This is a genomic window from Bradyrhizobium sp. UFLA05-109 (assembly GCF_054185165.1).
On sequence record NZ_JBBIAR010000031.1, the window covers coordinates 1 to 26,434 of the forward strand.

A 26,434-nucleotide genomic window follows, 5' to 3' on the forward strand; every position below is an offset into this window, starting at 1 on the left:
GATGATGGTGTGATGCGAAACGGTCGAGCCGTCGATTGGGACAACCCGCTTCTGGGTCATGGGCGTCAAAGCCCGTGAAAATGATTGGGACCCGATCCGCGGACTACATCAGGGCCAGCGGTCATGGTGCCGCGCAAACAGGCCGGACACATGACTTGCACCCGACCGCAAGCCGAACGCCAGATTCTTCTTGCAACGCGGGCGTCGTCCACACATGACCCTGACCGGACTCTGCGCATGTCCGGGACAACGTCGCCATCCGGCGCCGCCATCGGCCTATTCGAAGGGTGGCCTCAGCGGGCGGGCCGCAGCATCGGCACCATAGGCGGCGAATCTCCCGCGCGTATGACACCCAGCGCCTCGAAACCGAGCCCCTGGTAGAACGCAGCGTTGGCAGGGTTGCTAGACTCTAGGTAGGCCGGCATGTGCTCCTGGTCGCAACGACTGAGCGCTTCCCTCATGAGCGCGGATCCGATGCCCCTGCCGCGGAGGTCGGGCTCCGTGCCGATCGTCGGCAGATACCAGTGCGGATTGCGTGGGTGGTAGGCCGCCATTTCGCCGAACATGGCGTTCACATCGGCCATTACGCGCAGTGACACGCTCTCGTGAAGGATACTAGCGATGGCATCCTCGGCGGGCTTCACACCTGGCGCAAGCCAGAGCGCAGCCCCCAGATTGCCCTCGATGCACCACGCCGTGCCGGTTGAAAAAGCCTTGCCTGCGAATGCCCGGATGAACCGCCCGAAGTAAGCGAGATATTGCTGTGGATCGCGATACATCCAACGCGCCACTGGGTCCGCTGCGAACGCCAGGACCATGACGTTGATCAGCGGTTCTATGTCGGCCGGCCCGGCGAGAACGACGCGGTTGCTGTTCTCTGCCATGCGGTGGTCGCCCGTGCGTAGAACTTGCGTTCCAGCGGTGTTGGATTTCATGTTCTCCTCCGTTTTGATTTTAGTTGCGATTGAGGTTTGCCGGTACCTCAGGGTTTCCGATGCATTGGAGCTGAATGCCGCGCTGAATCAGATCCGCCGCTCGCTCGGCTAGGGGCAGGCGGCGATGATGGGCAGGTTGCTCTACACAAAAATTTCAGCCATCCGGAATTGCGTTACATGGGTAACGACCGAGCTGTTTTTGCACACTCAGGTCTGGCGGCGGCACTAAACCAAGTTCCACAACCCGCCAGTCGATCGGAGCTGGCCCAGGCGCGCTACGTCGCCTCTTGGCCCCTCGCGTCATTTGCTGCTTCTGCACAAATGCGGGCGCTATCGGGACCGAAGCGGACTTCGATTGGTAGCGAGCACTGCGCGGCTCAGTCGCGGATGACCCAGAGCAGACCTCGGACGCTCTTGCGGGCTCAGGGTTCCACGGGAGCTATCCGAGGGCTGGCTGGAGCGATAGCATCTCAGGTCGCAACGTTAGATCGGGGAGTAGCGGCGATGAATCAGCCCGAGAGCGGCGAAGGGCCCGACAGCCGTTCGGATTTTGAAAAGGAGCTGGCCGAGGTTCGTCGGCAACGGGCGGCCGTCTCGGCAGTACTGCGCGCTATCGCCAATTCACCACACGACTTGCAGCCCATATTCGACACCATCCTCGACAGAGCAGTGCATCTCTGCCGTGCAGAGTGGGGCTCCTTCCGTCTTTCCGAGGAAATAGGCTTTCGTCTAGTTGCCTACAAAGTAAGCCCGACGTTTTCAGAGTTAGTTTCGCCGCCTATGCTTCAGAGACAGGACAGCTTTATAGGTCGCCTCTTCGCAAGCAAGTCGCCCGTCCACATTCCCGACCTTGCGGCTGAATTTCGTCGTTTGGGGGAGGCTGACCGACCCGTATCCCTAACCAAATTGGACGTTGGGACGTGCCTTTTCGTACCGATGCTCAGAAACAACGAGCAAATCGGAACACTTGGCCTTGTGCGGTACCGCATAGAGCCCTTTACGAAGAACGAGATTGTGCTGGTTACGGACTTTGCCGCGGAGACTGCTATTGCCCTTGAGATCACTCACCGAGAGAGGCAGCTTCGCGAGTTGCAGATGCAACTGGCGCATGCGAACCGTGTCGCGACCATGGGGCAACTTACGGCCTCGATCGCCCATGAGGTCAATCAGCCGATCACCGCGACGATCGGCAACGCGGAGGCGACGCTGCGCTGGCTTGCTCGCCAGCCGCCGCGTTTGGATGAGTGCCAACAGTTGCTTGCTAGGATCATCAAGGATGGCCAACGAGCGAACAATGTTGTCGGCCGAATCCGTGATCTCACAAAAAAAGTGCCACCGCGGATGGAGCGCATGGAAATCAACGGGGTGATCGGTGAGGTGATTGAGCTTACGCGTGGCGAGGCAATGAAGAGCAGCATCTCGGTGCAGACGCACTTCGCTGAGGGGTTGCCTGTCGTTAAGGCGGATAGGATTCAGCTCCAACAAGTGGTTCTTAACTTGATCATCAACGCCGTCCAAGCGCTCAGTGACGGCGGCAAAGGTCCGCGTGAATTGGCAATCAGTACTTCGATAAGTGGGCCAGATGGTGTGCTCGTCTCTGTGCGAGATTCGGGGCCAGGCATAAGCCCAGAAAACCTCGAGCGTCTTTTCGATGCATTCTATACAACTAAGCCCGGCGGAATGGGGATGGGACTGTCGATCTGTCGTTCGATCATCGAAGCCCACGGCGGGCGGATTTGGGCGACTGCGAACGTTCCTCATGGCGCTGCTTTTCACGTCACTATCCCTACTGCACCCCAATGCTCTGAGGCCGGTTGATTGGGCTGCGTATGGTGCCGCGCGGCATGAGTCTGGATATGGCCCCTCGCGTCATTTGCTGCTTCAGCACAAATGCGGGCGCTATCGGGACCGAAGCGGACTTCGATTGGTAGCGAGCACTGCCCGGTTGAGTCGCGGATGACCCTTAGCGGCCCTCATTGATCTAGCTCAACATGGAAGCGTGACACTCTGTCTCCATCATGCCCGAGCACCATGATTTGATATCTTAAAGGTGCGGCATCTGCGGCCATGCTCTGCCTGCCGCTATCTCGATACTCTCGTTTTGGTGCGTTTAGGAGTTCTTTAGAGGCTTAGAGCGCGGGACGCTCGATTTTTCCTGAGAGTCCGCGCGCCAGGAATCGAAGACAGTTCGAGAAAACGAGGCTTGCATTGCTAAACGGATATTCTGGAGCTGCGATTGCGGAAGCTGGCTATGAAGAACTCTCGGACGCGAAAAATCCTTGTCGCTGCTATCCTGGTGATTGCGTTGGCGGCGATGCTCGCCGTTGTCAACTCATTCGGGTTTACCCCAGATCCAAGTGACACCTCGACTTTCATGGCTCGAGCGCAGCAGAAGTCTGCCTCTGGAATCAAGGTGGATGCCAGCGCACTCGGCGAGAGCGAAAGTCGCCAGTTCTTTGGCGAAAATCTTGCCAGACGTAACATTCAACCCGTCTGGCTATCCATCGAGAACCAGACCGATGACCAACTCACCTTCATTCCCGTCGCGACGGACCCAGATTACTATTCACCATACGAGGTTGCTTATCGATTTCGCGGCCTGATGTCCTTTGCCGCCAATCGTGCGCGCAACGAGTTCTTTCTGAGCCACCAAATTGCAAACGTCCTCCCGGCCCACTCGAAAACGACCGGTTTTATGTATTGCATCCTGGACGCTGGCATCAAATATGCCCATATCGTCATAGCCGGGCCGAAACGTGTTGAGACCTTTGAGTTTGCGTTGCCCGTCCCGGGACCAAAGTTTGTCGGTACCGACATTGGCACTGATATCATCTATCCTGGCAAGAAGATCAACGATCTCGATCTTGAGTCATTGAGAACGACGTTTGCGAAGCAGGCCTGCTGCACAACCAACGCTGACGGCACGCGCAACGGCGATCCGCTCAATCTCGTCATTGTCGAAAACCGGCAAAGTCCGATTGTTCCTTTCATCTCCCGTGGCTGGCATCTCGCTAGGCAACTCGATTTCGCAAGTGACATGGAAACTGCGCGGGCCTTCATTTTCCGAGATCAGTTTCTGACTTCTCCAGTGAGTCCGCTGTACGTCTTCAATCGCAGGGAAGACTTCGTTCTGCAAAAGGCCCGATCGACAATAAATGAACGCGTTCATGCACGGTTTTGGCTTACGCCGTACACGTTTGAGGGACGAAGAGTATGGATCGGGCAGGTAAGCAGGGATATCGGAGTGCGCCTCACTACTCAGACATGGAATTTGACCACGCATAAAGTCGCGCCCGACGTCGATTTTGACCGCGCTTATATGCTGCAGGACATGTTGCTGTCCGGATTTGTCGAACGATACGGTTACGTCGATGGCGTTGGTGCAGCCCCGGCTTCCGCACCGCGCACGAACCTCACCGGCGATCCCTATTACACTGACGGATTGCGCGCTGTGATATTCCTCTCGAATCAAACTACACCGCTCGGAAATATCGAAAGACTTCCCTGGAACATTCCATTGGCGCCGCGTGAGGAAGCCGGTCGCGACGTTCAGTAGTCCGACCTGGGTCGTAGTTCGAACAATTTTCAATAGGCGACAGGATACATCGACCGCATCCTCGGGGGTGCCAATCTTGCCGATCTGCCGGTCCAACTGCCTGTCAAATTCAAAATGGCCAACGCGCTTGGCCTCCCGGTGGACACCGATGCTGCTCGCGCGCCCACGGGTGATCGAATGATGTCGCCTATTGGCCCTTCGCGTCATTTGCTGCGTCTGCTCAAAAGCGGTCGCTATCGAGACCGAAGCGGACATCGATTGGAAGCGAGCATTGCCTAGCTTAGTCGCGAATGACCCTTTGCGGACATATCGAAATCAAAACAGACCGAAACGGCCGAGACGAGAAGCACTGCGGCTCAACTACGGAAGTCCTTTTGTCAGCGTAAACGGATTGAACCCACGTTCCGCGAGGGCAGCCCACGAAGCTGCGCCAAGATGTGACAATCGGAAATAGAGTCGCGGCTTGGTCGGATCGGTGTCCAGCACGAACCCGGTCGGTAACTCGCGGACAGTTGTGGCATAGAACCCGCTATCCGGCGACCTCTGGGATTCGATGACAGCGATCAACGACTCTGCCCTCTCAGTCCTGCCGAGCAATTTCATCAAGAGGGCCACTTGGCTCGTCCCTTCGGTCCACACGCCGTCCCGGTCTTCACCGTAGGAAAAGCCCTCGCCGACACTCATTCGCCGTTCGGCGGTCGTCATTGCCGGTGCAAATTTCCCGGCCGCTCCGGGGAGCGCCGTTAAAGGCCAGACCTGGGCATCCAGAGCCAAAATCGGATTGTGCGTGACACCGTCTTCAGCGGTACCTGCGGCGAAACACGCGCATGCCGGATCCCACATCGTATTTACGAAGTACTCAGCAACCGTTGCCTTATCGCGCCAGCGCGAATCGCCTGTACGGATCGCAAGAAGGCCAAACGCGGCGGCGAGGTCAGTATTATGTTCAGTCGATTTCCACGTCCGCACTTCCGGCGTCGGTTCGTGCCCAAACGTACCACCCGTGAAACCGCCAGTGCCGCGCGTAGAGCCCGCGATAACGGTAAAAACAATAGGCAATTGGTTCCGATAGCATTTCGCTGCCTCTCGCGTCTTCTTCAACCAGAATAGACTTTGGGGCATCAGGAAGAGACCAGGTCGGGATCGAATACAAAATCGTGCCGTCATGTTTCAATGGCAGTTGCCGGCCCCAAGCCGAACAGCGCTTAAGCCGTTGTGATGTCGGCTGTCGGCGGTAAACCGGACGACGGGTTGTGCCTGCCTCGACCGCCGCTTGTGACCCGAAGCGGACCTCTCCCCCCGCCCCATGCCGGCTAGAACAGCAGAAATCTTGCAACGACGCTGTGCGGTGACGGCGATCCCGCCGCGGCGCTATGGAGTCAATCGACGACTGTTTTAGTGAACCACGAAAGCGTGCGAAGCGCCAAATCGTCTAGGGCGGTTGGGCCTTGAGACGCACCAAGGCCTTGATCGATATTGATGCTGAGCAATTCGTGCTTGCCGGAGTGATATCGAAGGAGGCTTTGCCCGAGTTCAAGTGGAGCATCCCTATAACGACTGCTCATCACCACGAGCATGGCACCTTTGTAGGGCACTATTTCCGCGGCCGGGCTCAGCGTCCAGACGTCTTTGTAGAAGGCCTGTTTCAAGGGCCTGATTGCGCCAGAATGCGTTTTGACCTCGACAAGTTCGCCGCCATGCCTTTCTAGCCCAGTTTCGAACTTTTCCGTGCCGGCGCGTGCTGTGTATTGGTAGATCGGATTGGCGATTGGTAGCCAAAGGACGATTGATTTTACCTGGCCTGTCGCGCTGAGGCGGCCGGCCGCAGCCGTGGCCATGATCGCTCCTTGATTGTAACCAACGATTCCGATGCGGTCGTGATCAATATCGGGTTGCTCCGCGAGCCATCGCAAGGCCGCGAGCGTTTCCGCGATGCGGCCCTCAAGCGTCATATCTTCAAGTTTTCCATCCGATCCACCTGCCCCACGCGTGCTGATCCGCAGGCTTGCGTATCCGCGCTCCGCCCACAGGCGTGCCGGGCGAGAGAAAAAGCCTTCCTGAGTGCCGCTAACCGGGAGTCCATCGCGCAGAGGCGCAAAGCCGTGCAATATCAGGATCGTCGGCGGAGACTTGACGTCAGTCGGCAGTGTCAGCGTACCAACTACCTTCTGCCCGTCCACGTCGAAATGAACGCTTTGTTCCGAGACCTTGCTCAGGATCGGCGGAGCGCTTTCGGCGACGCTAATGGCTTCTGCGGCGTTGAGTGGATCGTGTAGGATGGCGCTGATCAAGAGCATCAATGTGACTGCGACCAAGACCCGGGCGAGGCTCACCAATGAGTTACTCAACATGATGTGTCGCATCTCCGATTTTGCTACCGAGCGGCTTGTCGGCTTAATGTGGATCTTGGGCGAAACGGCCTTCAACTTCAACGTATGGCTTAACAGGTTTCCCGCCTCAGTTGGCTGCCTCCCTATCAAGCCAAGCCTACGATTTCGCCTTTTGGCCCCTCGCGTCATTTGCTGCTTCTGCACAAATCCGGGCACTATCGGGACCGAAGCGGACATCGATTAGTAGCGAGCACCGCCCGGCTCAGTCGCGAATGCCCCTGAACGGACATGCGCAGAAGAAGCCTCTTGCATTCGAAACATCGGGGTGTGATTTTGGTTCGCCCACGCACACATCAGAGATGTGCTATGCTTGACGCTGTGCGAAGCTGCTGGCTATGAGACGGCGCGAGTTCATCGCTGCCTTCCTGGGTGTGGCATGCCCCTTAGCTGGGTATGCACAGCAGCCCAAAAAGATCCCGCGGCTGTGCTTCCTTACATTCGATCCTGACGCATCGCGGTCGACACGATTTGGTGCGTTTTTTCAGGGTCTGCGCGACTTGGGTTATGTTGACGGGCGGACAATCGCAATTGACTATCTCTCTGCCGATGACCGCGGCGATCGGTTCCCCATTCTCGCTGCAGAGTGTCTGCGCCTCAAGGCGGATATCATCGTCGCGAGCACCACCCCAGCCACTCAGGTCGCCATGAACGCGACCCACACGATCCCAATCGTCATGCTCGCACTCGCTGATCCGGTAGCGGCCGGGCTTGTAGACAGCGTCGCCCGCCCCGGGGCAAACGTCACCGGAAGTTCAATGATGGTTTCCGAGCTTTCGGCCAAGCGTCTTGCCTTGTTGAAGGAGGCCGCGCCCAAAATCTCGCGGGTACTCGTACTGACCTACTCCGCCGACCCGATTGCAGCCTTACAGGTGAAGGCACTGAAGGAAGCAGCCCCCTTGTTGGGCTTGACGCTGCACGTTCATGACATCCAGACCGCCGACGACCTTCCAGCCGCGTTCGACGCGGGAGCCAAAGAAAGTGCCGAAGGGCTCATCGTCGGTGCCGAGAGCATATTCCTTGTTCACCGTGCGCGAGTTAGTGAACTCGCGGCCCGCTACAGATTGCCCGCGATATATCCTTTTTCGATGCAAGTCACGAACGGCGGTGGACTAATGGCCTATGATCCAAACATTCCTAATCTCCAAAGGCACGCAGCCAATTACGTTGACCGCATCCTCAAAGGCGAAAAGCCGGCCGACCTGCCTATAGAGCAGCCGACTGAGTTCTCATTCGTGATCAATCTCAAGACCGCCAAGGGGCTCGGACTCACTATTCCAGAGTCGATTCTGCAGCGGGCCGACAGGGTGATCGAATGATCGCTTATGGCCCTTGGCGACATATTGCGCTGCCGCACGAACTTGGTGCTAACCGGGCAGTAGCCTTCGCCGCCGACGGTTATGGGTACACGGCCTAGGCTTTATTTGTTGAGTATGATCTCCGCGCAAACGCGTTCCGCGTTTGTCGCGAGGGAAAGCCGCTGCACACTTTTCCGGATCATGCTTTACGAAGCGTACTTCTGATACATCGTGTTGGTGAAGAGACCGGCCGGGTCGTACTTGCGCTTGGCCGCGAAGAAGTCATCGATCTGCGGGTACGATTTCTCGAGCTGGTCGCGCGAGTAATAGAGCTGGTACGGCAGGAAGAAGCGCCCCTGGTTGGCGATGGTGAGATCGATCAGCTCTTCCGTCACCTTCTTCATGCGGCGGTTGCCCTCATCGTCCGTCGGCTGGTTGATGTAGAGCACCAATGAGAACGCAGGCTCCGGCGAATAGGTCAGGAAATTCTCTTCCTTGTGCACGACGCGGACCGACGCGTTCAGGAGATTGGTCTTGTTGTCGAGCATGATCCTGCGCATGCCATCGACGAAGGCGACGAAGTTTCTGCGCGGGATGAAGTATTCGTGGAGGATGTCGGCCTCGTCCTGCAAGGCATTGCGCAAGTACGGCACGGAATCGTGCATGGGATTGTTGCGGCTGACGAGGCAGGCTTCGCCCGAGGCGATCGCCTTGGCGCGGGTGACCGTGCAGGTCTCCATCCGGTGCTCGATGTGCTTCTCCGACAGCCACTTCAGCTCCTGGAAGAATGGCCCCTGCTTGGAGAGGTTGATCGTGAGCCGCCTGAGCTTCGTGCTGCTGACCTCGCCGAGCTCCTCGATCGCGAAATCGGTGCCGTCGACCTTGGTGTAGGTGTAGAGCAGCATTTCCTGCAAGAAGCTGCTCGGCGCGGTCGAAAGATGGCCGTACATCAGGCCGATATTGGTGTCCTTCTCGATCTCGCCTGCGAACAGCGCCGGGAAGGCCTTGTAGTCGAGCACGCGCCGTCCGGTCTGGTAGACCGTGTTGTCGGCGATATCGAGCTCGGCCTCGACGATCACGCCGAACAGGCCGTAGCCGCCGACCACGAGGTTGAACAGCTCCTGGTTCTCGGTCGGCGAGACGCTTTGGAGCGAGCCGTCTGCCAGCATCACCTTCATCGTCTTGATCGAGCGGGCCAGCGCGCCAGCCTGGTGGTCCATGCCGTGGGCATTGACCGAGATCGAACCGCCGACGCTGAAGATGTCGGTCGACTGCATGGCGCGCACCGCAAAGCGCGGATGCAGCGCGATCTGGATGTCATGCCATGTCGCACCCGGCTGTACGGTGACGCTGCGCGCCGCCTCGTTGAGCGTGATACGGTTGAAGTTGCGCATGTCCAGCACGATACCGCCCTTGCGGAAGGCCTGGCCGCCCATGGAGTGGCGCACGCCGGCCGTCGTCACCGGCAGCTTGTTGGCGCGGGCGAATGCCAGCGTCCTGGCGATATCATCGACGCTATGCACCTCGACCACGCCAAAAATCTCGGTGCGGTTGAGACAGCTCGCATCATTGATGCTGCCGCCGAGCTGTGACCACTTCACGCCCTGAAGCGGCGCAATCGCCCTCACCTTATCGAGATCGATCTTGCCCTGCTCGCCGATGTCGTCCGCAGCCCGGCAGTCCTTCGGACCGGTCGGATCGGCCGCCAGGGCCTGGAGCTTGCGGAAGCCATAAACACCGAACAGCGCAACGAGGACCGCGGCGGCCGAGACGCCTGCTTTGAATTTGCCAAAAGATTTTTGCATAAAGTGATTCCGGTGGGAGGGCGATGATCCGGGAGCGCGGATCATTAGTCAAACCGGCGGCCGGTCGGTTCAAGCCATCAGCCAGTTTCCAGGGACGACCATGAAAAGCTGCCGCATTCATCTGACGGGAGCATCAGGCTCCGGAGTGACGACGCTCGGCCGCGCACTGGCGGACCGGCTTGCGCTGCCGCATCACGACAGCGACGACTATTTCTGGCTGCCGACGGCACCGCCCTACCAGACGCTTCGTCCCATCCCCGAGCGCCTGCGCCTCATGCGCGAAATGTTCCTGCCGCGCCGCGATTGGGTGCTGAGCGGATCGGTCACCGGCTGGGGCGACGAGCTCGTCGCGCATTTCGATCTCGTCGTCTTCGTGATCACGCCGCGCGAGGTGCGGCTGACGCGTCTGCGCGCCCGCGAGGCCACGCATTTCGGCATGGATGCCGTCGCGCCGGGCGGCTGGCGCCATGAGGAGACCGAAGCCTTCATCGAATGGGCCGCGCATTACGAGGCCGGCGGCCGCGAAGGCCGCAATCTCGCAAAGCATGAGGCGTGGCTTGCGGGCCTGCCCTGCCCGGTCGTGCGCGTCGATGGCGCGCGGCCGGTTGCAGAACTCGTCGAACAGCTATGCGGCGACGTGCGGCGACTGCCAGACTGATGTGATATCGTCGTCCCAGCCGCCGGAGTCACCATGACCAGCAAAGCCCACGCTGGGGCGTCGCAGCCGTCGACGCCCGTCAATTTCGACGTCCCTGCCCAAGCCTGCGACTGCCACACCCACATCCACGGCGATCCCGAGAAATTCCCCTTCTTCGCGGGCCGCGTCTATACACCGGAGCCGGCGTCGCCGGAGGAGATGGCGGCGCTGCACAAGGCGCTGCATATCGAGCGCGTGGTAATCGTGACGCCGAGCGTCTACGGCACCGACAACTCGTCCACCCTGTTCGGTATGAAGGCCCGCGGCGCGACCGCACGCGGGGTGGCCGTAATCGACGACAAGACGACGGAAGCCCAGCTCGATGCAATGGGAGAGGACGGCTTCCGCGGCATCCGCATTAATCTGGCAACCGGCGGCATCAGCGATCCCAATGTCGGGCGCGCACGCTTCACGGCCGCCGTCGAACGCATGAAGTCGCGCGGCTGGCATGTGCAGCTCTACACCACACTGCCGATGATCTCCGCGATCAAGGACCTCGTGACGGCCGCGCCGGTGCCGGCGGTGTTCGATCATTTCGGCGGCCTGGAGGCATCGCTAGGGCTGGAGCAGCCCGGATTTTCTGACCTCCTCGAACTCGTGAAATCGGGCAAGGCCTATGTAAAAATCTCGGGCGCCTATCGCTCGTCAATGCTCGCGCCCGACTATCAGGACATGGTGCCGTTCGCCCGCGCGCTGATCGCGGCGAATGCCGACCGTATCGTCTGGGGCACCGACTGGCCGCACCCGGACTCAGGCCATGTCGAGGGACGAAAGGCCACCGACATCGCTCCGCTCCATCAGATCGACGACGGGCGCCTGCTCAACCAGCTCCCGGTCTGGGCACCGGATGCAGCCATCCGCAAGAGGATCCTGGTCGACAATCCGGCACGGCTCTACGGTTTTTGACGAGCGCTCGCGTGCTCCTTCAGCCAGCGCGCGGATTTGCGAAGACCGCCGAACGGGAACAAATGGAAGCCGCTGATCGGCGAGGTCGCAGCCTTCGCTGCGGTCTCGAGCCCGCGCACCACCTCGTCCGGCCCGGTCTCGGTGAGTAGCCGGCCGTAACGGCCGATCTGGTTGCGCACTGCGCGGATCGAATTGCCGACGCCGCAGCGAAGCGCGAACTTCATCAGCGTGGCCGGACTTGCGGGACCCGCGAGGCCGATGACCACGGGAAGATCGATAGCCGCGATGCGAAGCTCGCCCAGCCAGTTCACGATCGGTACGGCCTCGAAGCAGAACTGCGTGACGATATCGAGCGCGATCTGCCGCTCCCTGCCCCAGTCGCGCCACGCCGCAAGCGACTTCATCGCCTGTACCGTGTCCAGGTAAGGATGCCCTTCGGGGTGGCCGGCGATGCTGACGTGCGAGAAGCCGTGCGTCTCGATCAGGCCGCTTGCGGCCACATCGCGGCTCGACTTGAACGGCCCTTTGGCGATGGCGAGGTCGCCGGCAATCAGGAGGATGCGGTGGACGTTCGCCTCGCCGCGCAGCCGGCGGAAGAAATCGTCCAGCGCTTCGCGCGAGGCGATCTCGCGCGCCGCGATGTGGGGAACCGGGTTGAAGCCGGCGCAGCGCAGCGCTGCCGCGGTTTCGACATTGTGCTGGTAGTGGTCCCCGGGGAGGAAGGTGATGCTGACATCGATATCAGTCGCAAAATGCTCGTGCAGCTCGTCGATCTGATGCCCGCGCGAGGAGATTTCCACCGACGCCTTCGGCAGCAATGCGGCGAGATCGCCGGAGAGGGACTGTTCGAGCGTCATCGTCATCGCGCGCTCCGATCGTTTACGCCGGCGCCCGGCGACGCGAGATCACATAGGTCTCGTCGTTGAACCAGAGCCCGCCATGCTTGCGCACCACGCGATCGGTCGCCTCGAGATAGCGGCCGTCGCGCACCACCTCGGACAGCCTGTCGTCCTCGATCTGCGCGACATAGATCGCCGCGTTCCAGGCCGCGAACAGCGTCGAGGTGCCGATCGGGCCGGACACCTCATCCGGCAGGGTGTGCATGCGGTAGCGGAAGATCGCGCGTGCATCCGACGACGCATTGAAATTGTAGTGCCGCGCCGCCGAGCCGAGCTCGCGCTTGACCTCGCGCAGGATTGCGTAACGATCGGTGCCAAAGGGATCATCGCCGGGCCAGACCTGGTCGATGATCTCCATGCCGGGATCGCGGCCGTGGGAATGGATGCCGATCAGCCGGCCGCCGGGACGCAACGACCGCACCAGCGGCGTCACCACCTTCGAGGCCTTGAATTCAACGCTGGCTCGCGCCCGGTAGGGCTGTGAGGCGATGACGAGATCATAGTCCGCCATCACGCGACCCGGACGCGGCATGATCGGATCGAGCAGGAAGGAATGGTCCTCGCGCCTGAGCGTCAGGATCACCGGCCGCCTATACACCGGATTGCCGGTCTTCGTGCTGATGCCGGCGCGCCAGTTCTCGGCGAGGAACGGCTCGAGTTCGCCGATCTGCTCGGCAAAGCCGTGCGCGGTGTTGCCGGAGAGCGCGACGTCCTTCCAGAGCAAGCCTTGCGCCGCGGTCGCCGAGCGCGGGGTCAGCCAGGGCGCCTCGCCGTAATAGAGGTTGGTCACGACGAGCACGGTTGCGGGATGCTCGAACAAGCGGTCTGCCATCTTCTCCAGCATCATGCGGACGTCTTCGTAGGAGATCTCCTTGGCCACGACATAAAGCGGCATTGCGGGGAAGCGCGCATGCAGCGCGCGCATCACCCGCGACAGCACGGTGCCGTCGCCGGAGCCGGCGTCGAACAGCCTGAGTGCCGGCGGAGCCGGCTGGAGATTGGAGATCTCCAGCGAGATGCGGTTGGCGACCTCGGTCTTCTCGCTACAGGTCGAGACGAACAGGAGATATTTCTGCCGGTTGTCGAAGAAGCGGAAGCCGGCCGGCGCGGCCTCGACCACGGGAGCCACGCCATTGGCCGCTTTCACCGCGACGGTCGCGGAGCTGCCTGATGGCTCCGGCCGGTGCTCGCTGAGATAGGCGCGCACCTTGTCGAGCGTGCCCGTCGTGATTCTGGCGCCGTCGCGCAGGCGCGACACCAGCTTGCCGTCGTTGACGACGAGCCGGCCGAAGGTCGATTCCGCCGTCCGGGTCGCACGGCAGTAATCCCGGATCTCGCCCAGGATCTGCTCCGCCGTGGCGGCCCCCCTGCCCGCCTGTTCCTCCATCCGCATGGCTGGTCTCTCCCGCGGGTACCCTTGCCTCTAATCAAGGAACGCCGGGGGAGTTCGTCAACCACAAATCGAGTGGGCAGGATGTGTGGGCGTGTGCCCACAGGGGATCAGCGGGCGCGGCGCGAGAAGAAGGAGATCAGGACCGGCAGCGTTACAAGGATCACCACAGGCGCCAGCATCATGCCGGTGACGACGACGATCGCGAGCGGTTTTTGCACCTGCGAGCCGATGCCCTGCGACATCGCAGCCGGCAACAGACCGACGCCGGCGACCACGCAGGTCATCAGCACCGGGCGGAGCTGCAACTCGCCGGTACGCACCACGGCGGTCATCCGGTCGAGGCCTTCCTCGATGAGCTGGTTGAACTGCGAGATGATGATGATGCCGTCCATCACGGCGATGCCGAACAGTGCTATGAAACCGATCGCAGCGGAGACGCTGAAGGGAATGCCAGTGATGACGAGCCCGAGCACGCCGCCAAAGATCGCCATCGGGATCACGCTCATGGCGAGCATCGTGTCGGTCATCGAGCCGAAATTGAACCAGAGCAGGATGCCGATCAGCGCCAGCGAAATCGGCACCACGATCGACAAGCGCCGGATCGCGTCCTGGAGGTTGCCGTACTCGCCGACCCATTCCATGTGCGAGCCCGGCGGCAGCTGCACCTGCTCGGCGATCTTCTGCTGCGCCTCGCGGATCGCGCTGCCGAGGTCGCGCTCGCGCACCGAGAACTTGATCGGCAAATAGCGCTCCTGCTGCTCGCGATAGATATAGGCAGCACCCGAGACGAGGCTGATCGTGGCAACCTCACTCAAGGGAATCTGCGTGATGTTGCCGTTCGGTCCGGTCGCGCCGATGCGCAGATTCTGGATCGCCTCGGCGCTCTTACGGTATTCCGGCGCCAGGCGGACGATGATCGGGAAATGGCGGTCGGAGCCCGGCTCATAGAGATCGCCCGCAGTGTCGCCGCCGATCGCGACCTTGATGGTGGCATTGATATCGCCGGGCGCAAGGCCATAGCGCGCGGCCTTGGCGCGGTCGATATCGATCTGGATCGTCGGCTGTCCGAGCGAGGTGAACACCGCAAGGTCGGTGACGCCCTGCACCGTCGACAGCACCGACTTGATCTTGTTGGCCGTGTCGGTCAGCGCCTTGAGGTCGCTGCCGAACAGCTTGATCGAGTTCTCGCCCTTCACGCCCGAGACGGCTTCGGAGACGTTGTCCTGGAGATATTGCGAGAAGTTGAACTCGACGCCCGGGAAGTGGTCGTCGAGTTCCTTGAGGAGTTGCGCGGTCAGCTCTTCCTTGTCGTGAGTACCCGGCCACTCGCTCGCAGGCTTGAGCGGCGCGAAGAACTCGGCGTTGAAGAAGCCGGCCGCGTCGGTGCCGTCGTCGGGGCGGCCATGCTGCGACACGACGGACTCGACCTCCGGCCGGGCGCGGATCAGCTTCCGCATCTCGTTGACGTAGGTGTTGCCCTCCTGGAGGGAGATGGTCGGCGGCAGCGTCGCGCGGATCCAGAGATTGCCCTCTTCCAGCTTGGGCAGGAATTCGAGACCGAGCAGCCGGCCGAGCGCCAGCGTCATGACGACGAGGCCGATGGCACCGCCCAGCACGATTTTGCGGTTGCTGACCGCCCAATGCAGCACCGGCGTATAGATCCGGTGCAGGAGCAGCATGACCCTGGTCTCGGTCTCCTCGACATGCGCAGGCAGAATGATCGCCGACAACGCTGGCGTTACCGTAAAGGTCGCAAGCAGGCCGCCGGCGAGCGCATAGGCATAGGTACGTGCCATCGGGCCGAAAATGTTGCCTTCGACGCCGGACAGCGTGAACAGCGGCAGGAACGCCGCGATGATGATGGCGGCGGCAAAGAAGATCGAGCGCGACACGTCGGCCGCGGCCGACAGGATGGCATGGCTCTTCATGCCAAACAGCGTCTCGGGCGAAGCGTGCTCGAGCTCGGAGAGCGGCGTCGTCTGCGTCAGGCGGCGGAAGATCGCCTCCACCATGATGACGGTGGCGTCCACGATCAGGCCGAAATCGATGGCGCCGACCGACAGCAGATTGGCGGACTCCCCGCGCAGCACCAGGATGATCACGGCAAAGAACAGCGCAAACGGAATCGTGGCGCCGACGATCAATGCGCTGCGTAAATCCCCCAGGAATATCCACTGCAACAGCACGATCAGCAAAATGCCGACCACCATGTTGTGAAGCACGGTGTGGGTGGTGAGGTCGATCAGGTCCTTGCGGTCGTAGATGCGCTCGATCCGCACGCCGGGCGGCAGTATGGTCGAGTTGTTGATCTGGGCGACGAGCTGCTCGACGCGCTTGATGGTCGGCGTGCTCTGCTCGCCGCGGCGCATCAGCACGATGCCCTGCACGATGTCGTCGCTATCGTCGAGGCCGGCGATGCCGAGCCGCGGCTTCTCGCCGACGGTGACGGTCGCGACGTCCTTGACCAGCACCGGATTGCCGCCGGTCTGCGCCACCATGGTGTTGGCGAGGTCGTCGATCGAGCGGATTAGGCCGACGCCGCGCACCACGGCGGATTGCGAGCCGATATTGACGGTGTTGCCGCCGACATTGACGTTGGAATTGCTCACCGCCTGGAGCAATTGCGGCAGCGTCAGGCCATTGGCCATCAGCTTGTTGAAGTCGACCTGGAGCTCGTAGGTCTTGGTCTTGCCACCCCAGCCCGTGACGTCGATCACGCCGGGCACGGAGCGGAAGCGGCGCTGGAGGATCCAGTCCTGGATCGTCTTCAGGTCGAGCACGCTGTAGTTCGGCGGGCCGACCAGGCGGTAGCGGAAGATTTCGCCGATCGGGCTGAGCGGCGAAATCTGCGGCTGCACGTTGCCGGGGAGCGGCGCGAGCTGCGCCAGGCGGTTCAAGACCTGCTGGAGCGCCTCGTCATAGGTGTAGGCGAAGGAGAACTGGAGTTTGACGTCGGAGAGGCCGTAGAGCGAGATGGTGCGGATCGTCGTCAGGTTCTTCAGGCCTGCGACCTGGGTCTCGATCGGGATCGTGATGTAGCGCTCGATCTCCTCCGCCGACAGGCCCGGACTCTGTGTCACGATGTCGACCATCGGCGGGGTCGGGTCGGGATAGGCCTCGATGTTGAGCTGGTTGAATGCGATCAGGCCGCCGATCAGCACGGCGACGAACATGCCGACCATCAGGTAGCGGCGATTAACGGCAAGGGCGACGAGACGATCCATTACAGGTCAGTTTTTTTAACGGCAGTTTTGATGGCGCATGAGCATGCGCTAGCTGCCAGAGGCCGCGCGATCGATGAACAGGCTGCCCTTGGTTACAATCTGCTCGCCCGGTTTCAGATTGCTTGTGACTTCGACGAGATCGCCGTTGACGAGCCCGATCTTGATCTGGCGCAGCTCGACCGACTTGTCCTCGCGCGCGACCCAGATGCGGACCTGGTCGCCTTCATAGATCAGCGCCTGCTTCGGTACCCCCGGTGCAGCAGCGCGGTCGCCGGCCGAATAGATCGTCACGTTGGCGAACATCTCCGGCTTCAGCAGGCCTTCCTTGTTGTCGATGGTGGCGCGGACCAGGAGACGGCGGGTGTTGGGATCGATCGCGGCGGCGACGTAGTTGATCTTGGCGGTGAAGGGGCGGCCCGGCAGCGCCATCACGTTGACGGTGATGTCCTGCCCGACGGAGACGGACGCGGCATCGCTTTCGCGCACGAACGCCGTGAGCCACACGGTCGAGAGATCGCCGATCACGAACACCGGATCGCTGGCGCCGGCGCTGACATACTGCCCGGGGCCGATCTTGCGCTGCACGACCGTGCCGGCGATCGGCGCGTAGATCGTGATCTCCGGATTGATGCTGCCCTTGTCCTGAAACGCCTTGATCGATTCGTCGGTGAAGCCGAGGATGTGCAGCTTGTTGCGCGCGGCTTCCAGCGCCGTCACCGATGAGCGCATGTCGTTCTGCGCCTGCACTTGCGTCGCTTCCGCCTGCTGATAGTCCTTCAGCGGAACGGCGTGGCCTTCATAGAGATCCTTGGCGCGCTTGAACTGGATGTCGGCGAGTTCGAGCGCCGACTTTGCCTTGTTCTGCGACGTGATCGCCGTGATGAAATCGTTCTGGGCCTGCACGGTGTCGGCGGCCTCGATCAGGAATAGCGGCTGGCCCTGCTTGACGCTCTCGCCGGGCTTCACGAGCAGCTTGGTGACCCGGCCCGCATAGGGCGAGAACACCGGCGTCGAACGGTCCTCGTCGACCGCGACCTTACCTTCGGTGACATATTCGGCGCGGAAGGTCTTCTGCTTCACCGGCTCGATCGACAGCGTCGCCCATTCGGACGGCGTCGGCGTGAAGTTCTGCGCGTTCTTGCGCGACTGGCTGGAGACCTCCGAATGGTTCTTTTCCTTGCCCCCGGCGTAGAGGTAAGCATAGGCGCCACCGCCGGCGAGCACCAGTAAAACTACGGATGCAATCAGCCGTTGCTTGGTAAATACCTGCGATTGCTTGGTATTTTTGACTAACATGGGGCCTGGTCATTCTCGCGATGATTTCAGCAAAATGACTGCCTCATCGATCGCGCTAATAGTGCCGAATTGAGATTTCAGACAACCTAAAAAACGCAGGTCGCCTTTCGGTTTGCGTTAAAATTTTGCGACGTCAGTTCTATGTCAGCTTCGTGTCAGGCACGGCTCGGCCATACCGGCGGGTGGCTGCCGAGCGGCATCGCCGGACGCAGCCAATCGGCCGGGGTTTTCGACAGCATCGCCGAATGGCTGACCGCTTTCAACGTTCCGAAACCCGATGGCATGGCCTTTATGAACCCAGGATGTACAGCCGCCCCCGGAATATCCGGGGTCTTCAGGCCGTCCGCGAGCCGGCCGAGATTCCACAACCAGCGCCCGGTTTGTGCCAGCGACACGCGCACGTGCCAGCTGCCGCCCTCGCGGGCCTGACGTGCCTTCGCCATCATCGCGCCGAAGGCCATCAGGTAGCCCGTGGCATGGTCGAGCATCTGCGCCGGCAATTCCTTCGGTCCTTCGACGCCCGCGGCCTGCCCCTCCGCGTGGTTGAAGCCGGTCGCAGTCTGCACCAGCGAATCGAAGCCGCGCCGCTCCGCCCAGGGACCGGCATGGCTATAGGCCGACAGCGTGACGTAGACGATGCCGGGATTGATCTGTGCGGCATCTTCCGGTGCGAAGCCGAGCGCGGCGAGCGAGCGCGGACGATAGCCTTGCGAGAAGATGTCGGCTTCCTTGAGCAGAGCGCAAAGCTGCTTGCGGCCCGCATCGCTCTTCAGCTCGATAAAGGTCGTGAGCTTGCCGCGTCCGGTGTCGATGGTGAGCCAGGGAATGGCGGGAAGCTCGGGACCGGAGATGAGCAGCACATCGGCGCCGTGGACGGCGAGCGTACGGCCAGCAACGGGCCCTGCGATGACGCGAGACAGATCAAGCACGCGCAGGCCTGAGAGCGGACGACCGCCTTTTGGCCATGGCTTGGGCGGCGCCTCACCGATCTTCTCGATCGAAACGAGCGGCAGTTCGGCCAGCGCACGCGCCTGCGATAGCGCCATCCATTCGTCATAAGAGCGCATCAAGGCAACGACGCCGCCCACCGCATAGGCCGCGGTCTCGAAGTCCTCACCTTTCCACTGCATCAACGCGGCCTGCACCTTTTCGCGCTCCGGCTCGCAGCTAAGCACCTTGCAGACGGCGTCGCGATGGTGAGGGAAATTGGTGTGGCAGCGGACGAAGCGGCCGTCGCCGGTCTTGTAGACACCTGCGATCGCGTCCCAGGCCGGTGGCGGCGGCTTGTCGTCGACACGCAAGTAACGTTCGGAGCGGCATTCGACGACCGCATGGCGCATGTCCACGGCGACATCCTGCGCTTCGCCCGTGCGCTGCCGCCAGATTTCGGCTGCCGCAAGGCCTGCCGCGGCGATGCTGACCTGGCCTGCCGCCGCGACGCGGAATGAAGACGGGATTTGCGGCTCCGCGCCGCTCAGCCGCACGCGCTCGAGCGCGGCGGCATCGCCGCCCGCTGAGGTCCAGATGTCCCTGAGAATGTCAGCGGGGCTTTGCATGGCCATTGCTCTCCCGATAATTTCAGCAGCATCGCATTAGCACGGAAAGGACTGCAATGGCTGCCATCGATCCCCTGACCGCGGGTGCCGTGTTGCTCGCGACCGCCGCTACCGACGCGGTCTACGTGATGTTCACCTCGGCGGTCGTGGCGCGCAAGCGCGTGCCGGCGGCGACCTGGAGCGCGATCTGGTACCTGCTCTCCTCCTACGCCGTGATCAGCTACACCGAGAACGCCACTTACGTCGCCTTCGCCGCGATCGGCTCCTGGATCGGCGCCTATGCGTCGCTGACCTTCCTGCACCGCCCGCCCGGCGGCCCGCCAGTGGGCGCGGCGCCGGAGTGAGGGCAGAAGCCGCAGCGCGTGAATGTGTTGGCCATCTCACGAGCTGTCATCATCCGCGAAAGCGGATGATCCAGTATTCCAGAGACAGTAGTGATAGAGCCGAGAGGCCGCGGCGTACTGGATACCCCGTTTTCGCGGGGTATGACTTCGAGTGTGTTGATGCCCCACGGCTACCTCAATGAAAATCCCGTGACGGCGGCAGAATCCTCACGTCGCGCGGGTGGCGGAGTTTTTGCGCCGGGCTGTCGACGTGATCGCGGCGGTCGTCGTTGAGGGGCTCGATCAGGGCAGCGCCTGCTGGCACCGGGTGCTTGCGGCTCAGCGCGTCATTGGCAAGCCCGACCAGATCGTGCGAGCGGTCGACCATGCGCTGGGCGATGAGGTGCGTCACCTTCTCGGGGCTGCTCTGGATATAGCCCTCGACCAGGATGAGGCGCGCGCCCATCACCTCCTTGCGGTATTGCTCCATGATCTTGGGCCACACCACGACATTGGCGATGCCGGTTTCGTCCTCCAGCGTCATGAACACCACGCCGCTGGCGCTGCCCGGCCGCTGCCGGACCAGCACCACGCCGGCACAACGGACGCGGCGCCGCTCGTTCTCATGACAGACGTCCTTGCAGGCGATGACGCGCTCGCGCGTGAACATCTCGCGCAGGAACTCCATCGGATGCCCCTTCAGCGACAGGCGGATGGTCTGATAGTCGGCGACGACCTGCTCGGGACGCGGCATCACCGGCAACGGCTTGGCGTCCTCGTCCGGCTGCTCGCGCGCGGTCGCCGCCTCGAACAGCGGCAGCGGCACGTCGTCGGGCAGGCGCCGCACCTGCCACAGCGCCTCGCGGCGATCGAGCCCGAGCGAGCGGAACGCGTCCGCATCGGCGAGCAGGATCAGCGCGCGCTTGGGCAGACCGGTGTCACGGGCGAAGTCCTCGAGCGAAGTGAAGGACCGGCGGTTGCGCGCGGCGACGATGCGGTCGGCCCAGTCTTCCTTTACCTCTCCCGCTTGCGGGGGAGGTCGGATCGCATCGTCAGATGCGATCCGGGTGGGGGCTCTCTCCTCTTGGGGAGCGTGAATCGTGGAGACACCCCCACCCCAGCCCTCCCCCGCAAGCGGGAGAGGGAGCGCAGTCCCGTTGTGGCTCGCGCTTCGCGCGCCCCCATTGCGCACTTGCGCAATGTGGAATGACGACTGAATTCGTTTCAGCCTCTCCTCATCCTCATCCAGCCAATGAAATCCGTCGATCTGGCGGAAGCCCAAGCGCACGGCGCAATATTTGCCGTCGGTGTTCTCCAGCGTGTTCTGCGCGAAGCTGTAGGACACGTCGATCTCGCGCACCTCGACTCCGTTCTTGCGGGCATCGCCGACGATTTGCGCAGGGGCATAAAAGCCCATCGGCTGCGAATTCAATAGCGCGCAGCAGAACGCATCGGGGTGATAATGCTTCAGCCAGGACGAGATATAGACGAGCTGGGCGAAGCTCGCGGCATGGCTCTCCGGAAAGCCATAGGAGCCAAAACCCTTGATCTGGTCGAAGCAGCTCCGGGCGAAGTCGGGGTCATAGCCGCGCGCGACCATGTTGCCGATCAGCTTGTCCTCGTACTTGCCGATGGTGCCGACATTGCGGAAGGTTGCCATCGAGCGGCGCAGGCCGTTCGCTTCCTCGGAGGTGAATTTTGCCGCCTCGATCGCGATGCGCATCGCCTGTTCCTGGAACAGGGGCACGCCCATCGTCTTGTGCAGCACCTTGTAGAGCTCATCCTTGTCGCCATGTTCTGATGATGGAGAGGGATAGCTCACTTTTTCCTGGCCGTTCCGCCGCCGCAAGTAAGGATGCACCATATCGCCCTGGATCGGCCCCGGACGCACGATCGCGACCTCGATGACGAGATCGTAGAAGGTCCGCGGCCTCAGGCGCGGCAGCATGTTCATCTGCGCACGGCTCTCGACCTGGAACACGCCGAGCGATTCTCCGAGGCACAGCATGTCGTAGACTTTGGGATCGTCCTGCGGGACGCTCGCCAGCACGAAGCGTTTTCCCTTGTGCTGGTCGATCAGATCGAAGCTCTTGCGGATACAGGTCAGCATGCCCAGCGCCAGCACGTCGACCTTCATCATGTTGAGCGCATCGACGTCGTCCTTGTCCCATTCGATGAAGGTGCGGTCGTCCATCGCGGCATTGCCGATCGGCACATAGGTGTCGAGCCGGTCCTGGGTCAGCACATAGCCGCCGACATGCTGCGAGAGATGGCGCGGGAATTCGATCAGCTCGGTCGCAAGCTCGACCGCGAGGCTGATCATGGGGTTTTGGGGATCAAGCCCGGCCTGCTTGACCTGCATGTCGTTGAGGCCCTTGCCCCAGCTCCCCCATACGGTGTCGGCGAGCGCCGCGGTGACGTCCTCCGTCAGGCCCAGCGCCTTGCCGACATCGCGGATGGCGCTGCGTGGACGGTAGTGGATGACGGTCGCGATGATCGCGGCGCGATGACGGCCGTAGCGGCGGTAGACATATTGCATCACCTCCTCGCGCCGCGAATGTTCGAAATCGACGTCGATATCAGGCGGCTCCAGCCGCTCCTTGGAGATGAAGCGCTCGAACAACAGATCGACCTTGGTCGGATCGACCGAGGTGATGCCGAGCACGTAGCACACGGCCGAATTCGCCGCTGAGCCGCGGCCCTGGCACAGAATGTTCTGGCTGCGCGCATAGTGGACGATGTCGTGCACGGTAAGAAAATAATGCGCGTATTTCAGTTCGGCGATCAGCGTGAGCTCCTTGTGCAGGGTGGCGCGCAGCTTGTCGTCGATCTTGCCGCCGAAATAAGTCTGCACGCCGGCCCAGGTCAGATCCTCCAGGTGCCCTTGCGCGGTCTTGCCCGGCGGCACCGGCTCGTCCGGATATTGGTATTTGAGCTGGTCGAGCGAGAAGTCGATAGCGCCTGCAAAGCGCATGGTCTCCACGATCGCCGCGGGGAAGTCGCGGAATAGCCGTGCCATTTCTCGGGGCGTCTTCAAAAAGCGTTCGGCATTGGCCTCGAGCTTCTTCCCGATCGCCTCGATCGTGGTCTTTTCCCGGATACAGGTCAGCACGTCCTGCAAGGGGCGGCGCGCAGGATGGTGATAGAGCACCTCGTTGGTCGCAAGCAGCGCCACCTTTGCCTTCACCGCGAGATCATCGAGCCGCGCGAGGCGGCGCCGGTCGTCGCCGCGGTAGAGCAGGCTCGCCGCCAGCCACACGCCCTCGGCACGGCTTGCCTTCAGTTTTCCGAGAACATCCAGCGCTCGTCCCGGCTCGAAGCGATGCGGCAGTGTCAGGACCAGAAGCTGACCTTCGGCAAACTCCAGGAGATCAGCAAAGCTGAGATGGCATTCGCCCTTCTCGATCCGCGTGATGTCGTCGCCGCGCTTGCCCCGGGTGAGGAGCTGACAGAGCCGGCCATAGGCCGCGCGGTCGCTCGGATAGACCAGGATGTCGGGCGTATCATCGATGAAGACGATGCGCGCGCCGATCAGGAGCTTTGGCTTGTGCAGCACCTCGGCATTGTCGAGCTCCTTGTAGGCGCGCACCACGCCGGCAAGCGTGTTGTGATCGGCAATGCCGATGGCGGGAACGCCCAAAATGCTGGCCTGATGCACATAGGCGCGCGGATCCGAGCCGCCGCGCAGGAAGGAGAAATTGGTGGTGATGCCGATCTCGGCATAGGCTGGCGTATTCATGCGAAGAGACCGTGCACATACCAGTTGGCAGGAACGGACGTGCCTTCCTCGTCCACGAGCTCGCCCTCGTAGAGACCATCGCGAAAGATCCAGAACCGCAGGCCTTCGGCATCCTCGACACGAAAGTAGTCCCGTGTGAGCTGCTTGCCGTCCTGCCGCCACCATTCCATCGCGATGCGCTCGGGCCCTTCCACCCGCACCACCGCATGCAGCGCGCGCCGCCAGGTGAATTGATGGGGCGGCCCGTCCGGCACGGTCGCGAACGGCACCTTGATCGGTTCCGGCTTATCGAACAGCCGCAAGGGACGCAGCGGCGGCTCGCTTGCGACACGTGCGGGCCATTCAGCCTGCGCGGCAGCAGCGAGATGATGCTGCGCGGGCGCGGCCAGCACGGCGCATTCCGGGATGTGCGTATCCTGCGGCAGGTGCGCGACGACACGCTTGCCGCCGATCCTCGCGGCGATGCGGTCGATCAGCGCGGCGAGCTCGTCATTGTCATGGACGTGCGCATCGAGATCGCGCTGCTCCTGCACCACGATCTCGGTGCGGCTCGCCGAGAGACGGACCATGTCGAAGCCGAAACCGGGATCGAGGGGATCGGCGAGCGCATCCAGCCGCTCGCGAAAGAGACGATCGACGACTGCGCTTCGCGTCACCGGACGTCCCGTTTCGACCATGATCGCGCGCACTGCGCCGTCGGTGCGGAAGAAGGAAGCCTCCAGCCGCCGCGCGCCCTTGCCTTGCTTCTCCATTGAGGTAACAAGCGTATCCGCAAGCCGCGACAGCGTCATCGCGATCATGGCATCGGTCGCGATCGGCTCGGCGAAGCGTTTTTCCACGATGTAGTCAGGCAGCGGTTTTCGCGGGCTGACCGGCGCATCGCCCTGCCCCAGCGCATGCGCAAGCAGCGTCGAGAAGCGCGCACCGAAGCGCGCAGTGATCTCGTGAGGGCTGCGCGAAGCAACATCGCCAATGGTCTTCAGGCCGGCGCGGCGCAGACCCGTGGTGATGGCGTCATCCGCGCCGAGCGCCGATACCGGGAAGCGGTTGATCGCTTCCGCTTCCGCGCCATCGGCAACGATGGTGCCAGGTGCCTGCCGCGTCAGCGTACGCGCGCAGACCGAGGTCGAGGCGATCGCCGCGCTGACCGCAAAACCCTGCCGCACCAGCGCACGGACGAGCGCCTGCAACAGATTGGCCTCGCCGCCGAACAGATGCGCGCAGCCTGTGACGTCGAGGAAGAGGCCATGTGGGGGATCGAGCGCCACCAGCGGCGTGAAGCGGTCGCACCAGTCGGCGATATCCTCGAGCGTCTTGGCATCCGCCGCGAGATCGGCGTCGAACACCTTTAATTCCGGACAGATCGCGCGGGCATTCGCCAGCGGCTGGCCGATATGCAGGCCGAGGCGCCCGGCCGCTTCATCGAGCGCGTAGATCGAAAGCGCGTTGTTTTCCTTGGCGACGACGATACTCGGCTCGTCTTTACCCAGCGCGACGTTGCTCACCGAAAGCACCCGCTTGATGCGATCGATGGGCAGGCGCGGCAGCCACAGGCTGAGGATACGCCGACGATTCACTGAACAGGCACTCATCACATTTCCATTCCATGATCCACCGGCCGACCGGGCCATGACGATTGCGAACGAGCTCGGCATCGAAGCAAGGCGCGCCCCAGGCGCTCCACGCAGGTCCAGGCGGCGAATGCGCCGCCCGCAACATCCATCTGGTTTCCGCGGTCGACGGCAGAGGGTTTGCCGCCATCCGCAGCAGCAGCCCGGTCACGCCGGAAGCCTGGGCTGCAAGCGTCAGCTTGCGGCTTGCCACGAGATCGAACTGTTTCGTCTCGCCCCAGAGCTCGAGCACGACGGCGCCCAGCGCGTCGCAGGCAAGCGCATCGGCTGACGTCCGCAACGCGCTCTCGACATCGGCAGCGCGCACCATCACCACACGGCGCGGATCGAGACCGAACTCGGCAAGCCCGCTCATCGACAGCGCACCAGCCTCGACCTCCGAAAAATCCTGCTGCACCCACAGTAGCGGCCGGCGCGCGGTCACGCGGCCGGCGAGACCAGTGACAAAGCCCGTCGCGGCCGTGCCCTGGCGTCCCTCGCAAAACACTTCGTGGATCGCGGCGCGTGCCAGCCCACCCTGCAAAGCCTGATCCGCCTGGGGGTGGCCAAGCGCCACGCGATCGCGATGATGCGCAACCTCCGACGTCTCGATGCGCTCGATCTGGCCGCGCAAGACCGCAAGCGCGCTTCTACGTGCGCCGCTCATTGCTCGCCGCTCCTTCTCGTGATGGTCGCCAGGATCGTCAGAAAGACAAACGATCGGCTGGCTCATTTGTTCATGATATGTTCTAATATAAAGCTAACAGCGCCGTCGGAGTCAATCGAATTGGCGCGCCCGCGGATTCATGA

Annotated in this window: 18 protein-coding genes; 6 read left to right on the forward strand and 12 right to left on the reverse strand. The window is 62.2% G+C overall.

What is annotated here, in order from left to right:
• Window positions 1–293 precede the first annotated feature (293 nt).
• Window positions 294–935 carry a GNAT family N-acetyltransferase gene (locus Q3C01_RS22715; protein ID WP_458147532.1) on the reverse strand — a complete coding sequence of 214 codons (642 nt, stop codon included), beginning with the start codon at window positions 933–935 and terminating at the stop codon, window positions 294–296.
• Window positions 936–1,439: 504 nt separating this feature from the next.
• On the opposite strand from Q3C01_RS22715, the gene Q3C01_RS22720 reads away from it, so the two are divergent.
• Together Q3C01_RS22720 and Q3C01_RS22725 are read left to right on the forward strand one after the other, a co-directional pair.
• On the forward strand, window positions 1,440–2,753 hold the full coding sequence (locus Q3C01_RS22720; RefSeq protein ID WP_458147533.1) for a sensor histidine kinase: 1,314 nt from the start codon (window positions 1,440–1,442) through the stop codon (window positions 2,751–2,753).
• 418 nt (window positions 2,754–3,171) lie between these two features.
• Entirely contained in the window at window positions 3,172–4,491 is a 1,320-nt protein-coding gene (locus Q3C01_RS22725; protein WP_458147534.1) for an LssY C-terminal domain-containing protein, read from the forward strand.
• A 360-nt stretch (window positions 4,492–4,851) separates the two neighbouring features.
• On the opposite strand, the gene Q3C01_RS22730 is transcribed toward Q3C01_RS22725, so the two are convergent.
• Together Q3C01_RS22730 and Q3C01_RS22735 are read right to left on the reverse strand one after the other, a co-directional pair.
• Complete coding sequence (locus Q3C01_RS22730; protein ID WP_458147535.1) at window positions 4,852–5,592, reverse strand: hypothetical protein; 741 nt, start codon at window positions 5,590–5,592, stop codon at window positions 4,852–4,854.
• 278 nt (window positions 5,593–5,870) lie between these two features.
• Window positions 5,871–6,923 (reverse strand): alpha/beta hydrolase family protein, encoded by a 1,053-nt coding sequence (locus Q3C01_RS22735; RefSeq protein ID WP_458147536.1) that lies wholly within the window; start codon window positions 6,921–6,923, stop codon window positions 5,871–5,873.
• 293 nt (window positions 6,924–7,216) lie between these two features.
• On the opposite strand from Q3C01_RS22735, the gene Q3C01_RS22740 reads away from it, so the two are divergent.
• The gene (locus Q3C01_RS22740) at window positions 7,217–8,197 is read left to right on the forward strand and encodes an ABC transporter substrate-binding protein (protein WP_458147537.1); all 981 of its coding nucleotides are present in this window, start codon (window positions 7,217–7,219) and stop codon (window positions 8,195–8,197) included.
• Between the two features lie 185 nt (window positions 8,198–8,382).
• On the opposite strand, the gene Q3C01_RS22745 is transcribed toward Q3C01_RS22740, so the two are convergent.
• Window positions 8,383–9,981 (reverse strand): FAD-binding oxidoreductase, encoded by a 1,599-nt coding sequence (locus Q3C01_RS22745; protein WP_458147538.1) that lies wholly within the window; start codon window positions 9,979–9,981, stop codon window positions 8,383–8,385.
• Window positions 9,982–10,081: 100 nt separating this feature from the next.
• Here Q3C01_RS22745 and Q3C01_RS22750 point away from each other — a divergent pair, with 100 nt between their 5' ends.
• Together Q3C01_RS22750 and Q3C01_RS22755 are read left to right on the forward strand one after the other, a co-directional pair.
• A complete protein-coding gene (locus Q3C01_RS22750) occupies window positions 10,082–10,639 on the forward strand; it encodes an ATP-binding protein (RefSeq protein WP_458147539.1) in 558 nt (185 codons plus the stop codon).
• Window positions 10,640–10,672: 33 nt separating this feature from the next.
• The gene (locus Q3C01_RS22755; protein ID WP_458147540.1) at window positions 10,673–11,584 is read left to right on the forward strand and encodes an amidohydrolase family protein; all 912 of its coding nucleotides are present in this window, start codon (window positions 10,673–10,675) and stop codon (window positions 11,582–11,584) included.
• Here Q3C01_RS22755 and Q3C01_RS22760 read toward each other — a convergent pair.
• From Q3C01_RS22760 to Q3C01_RS22780, 5 genes are all read right to left on the reverse strand, one after another.
• Entirely contained in the window at window positions 11,572–12,447 is an 876-nt protein-coding gene (locus Q3C01_RS22760; RefSeq protein ID WP_458147541.1) for a methylenetetrahydrofolate reductase, read from the reverse strand. The genes Q3C01_RS22755 and Q3C01_RS22760 overlap by 13 nt on opposite strands.
• A gap of 16 nt (window positions 12,448–12,463) precedes the next feature.
• Complete coding sequence (locus Q3C01_RS22765) at window positions 12,464–13,876, reverse strand: hypothetical protein (protein WP_458147542.1); 1,413 nt, start codon at window positions 13,874–13,876, stop codon at window positions 12,464–12,466.
• Between the two features lie 107 nt (window positions 13,877–13,983).
• Window positions 13,984–17,100, reverse strand: a complete 3,117-nt coding sequence (locus Q3C01_RS22770; RefSeq protein ID WP_458147543.1) for an efflux RND transporter permease subunit — start codon at window positions 17,098–17,100, stop codon at window positions 13,984–13,986.
• Window positions 17,101–17,148: 48 nt separating this feature from the next.
• Window positions 17,149–18,396 carry an efflux RND transporter periplasmic adaptor subunit gene (locus Q3C01_RS22775; RefSeq protein WP_458147544.1) on the reverse strand — a complete coding sequence of 416 codons (1,248 nt, stop codon included), beginning with the start codon at window positions 18,394–18,396 and terminating at the stop codon, window positions 17,149–17,151.
• A 155-nt stretch (window positions 18,397–18,551) separates the two neighbouring features.
• A complete protein-coding gene (locus Q3C01_RS22780; protein ID WP_458147545.1) occupies window positions 18,552–19,952 on the reverse strand; it encodes a CoA transferase in 1,401 nt (466 codons plus the stop codon).
• 56 nt (window positions 19,953–20,008) lie between these two features.
• On the opposite strand from Q3C01_RS22780, the gene Q3C01_RS22785 reads away from it, so the two are divergent.
• The gene (locus tag Q3C01_RS22785) at window positions 20,009–20,296 is read left to right on the forward strand and encodes a hypothetical protein (protein ID WP_254096314.1); all 288 of its coding nucleotides are present in this window, start codon (window positions 20,009–20,011) and stop codon (window positions 20,294–20,296) included.
• 175 nt (window positions 20,297–20,471) lie between these two features.
• Here Q3C01_RS22785 and Q3C01_RS22790 read toward each other — a convergent pair whose 3' ends face one another.
• Genes Q3C01_RS22790 through Q3C01_RS22800 form a run of 3 tightly spaced genes read right to left on the reverse strand, consistent with a single transcriptional unit; the run spans window position 20,472 to window position 26,291 of the window.
• Window positions 20,472–24,014 carry an error-prone DNA polymerase gene (locus tag Q3C01_RS22790; protein ID WP_458147546.1) on the reverse strand — a complete coding sequence of 1,181 codons (3,543 nt, stop codon included), beginning with the start codon at window positions 24,012–24,014 and terminating at the stop codon, window positions 20,472–20,474.
• Window positions 24,011–25,606, reverse strand: a complete 1,596-nt coding sequence (locus Q3C01_RS22795; RefSeq protein WP_458147547.1) for a Y-family DNA polymerase — start codon at window positions 25,604–25,606, stop codon at window positions 24,011–24,013. The genes Q3C01_RS22790 and Q3C01_RS22795 overlap by 4 nt, the downstream gene beginning before the upstream one ends.
• Window positions 25,497–26,291: an ImuA family protein gene (locus Q3C01_RS22800; protein ID WP_458147548.1), complete on the reverse strand. Its 795-nt coding sequence runs from the start codon at window positions 26,289–26,291 to the stop codon at window positions 25,497–25,499. Before Q3C01_RS22800 ends, Q3C01_RS22795 begins: the two co-directional genes overlap by 110 nt.
• Window positions 26,292–26,434: the final 143 nt, after the last annotated feature.

Coding starts and splice junctions, on each gene's coding strand:
- Q3C01_RS22715 (WP_458147532.1), bottom strand. CDS start 935: ATGAAATCCAACACCGCTGGAACGCAAGTTCTACGCACGGGCGACCAC.
- Q3C01_RS22720 (WP_458147533.1), top strand. CDS start 1,440: ATGAATCAGCCCGAGAGCGGCGAAGGGCCCGACAGCCGTTCGGATTTT.
- Q3C01_RS22740 (WP_458147537.1), top strand. CDS start 7,217: ATGAGACGGCGCGAGTTCATCGCTGCCTTCCTGGGTGTGGCATGCCCC.
- Q3C01_RS22745 (WP_458147538.1), bottom strand. CDS start 9,981: ATGCAAAAATCTTTTGGCAAATTCAAAGCAGGCGTCTCGGCCGCCGCG.
- Q3C01_RS22750 (WP_458147539.1), top strand. CDS start 10,082: ATGAAAAGCTGCCGCATTCATCTGACGGGAGCATCAGGCTCCGGAGTG.
- Q3C01_RS22755 (WP_458147540.1), top strand. CDS start 10,673: ATGACCAGCAAAGCCCACGCTGGGGCGTCGCAGCCGTCGACGCCCGTC.
- Q3C01_RS22760 (WP_458147541.1), bottom strand. CDS start 12,447: ATGACGATGACGCTCGAACAGTCCCTCTCCGGCGATCTCGCCGCATTG.
- Q3C01_RS22765 (WP_458147542.1), bottom strand. CDS start 13,876: ATGCGGATGGAGGAACAGGCGGGCAGGGGGGCCGCCACGGCGGAGCAG.
- Q3C01_RS22770 (WP_458147543.1), bottom strand. CDS start 17,100: ATGGATCGTCTCGTCGCCCTTGCCGTTAATCGCCGCTACCTGATGGTC.
- Q3C01_RS22775 (WP_458147544.1), bottom strand. CDS start 18,396: ATGTTAGTCAAAAATACCAAGCAATCGCAGGTATTTACCAAGCAACGG.
- Q3C01_RS22780 (WP_458147545.1), bottom strand. CDS start 19,952: ATGCAAAGCCCCGCTGACATTCTCAGGGACATCTGGACCTCAGCGGGC.
- Q3C01_RS22785 (WP_254096314.1), top strand. CDS start 20,009: ATGGCTGCCATCGATCCCCTGACCGCGGGTGCCGTGTTGCTCGCGACC.
- Q3C01_RS22790 (WP_458147546.1), bottom strand. CDS start 24,014: ATGAATACGCCAGCCTATGCCGAGATCGGCATCACCACCAATTTCTCC.
- Q3C01_RS22795 (WP_458147547.1), bottom strand. CDS start 25,606: ATGAGTGCCTGTTCAGTGAATCGTCGGCGTATCCTCAGCCTGTGGCTG.
- Q3C01_RS22800 (WP_458147548.1), bottom strand. CDS start 26,291: ATGAGCGGCGCACGTAGAAGCGCGCTTGCGGTCTTGCGCGGCCAGATC.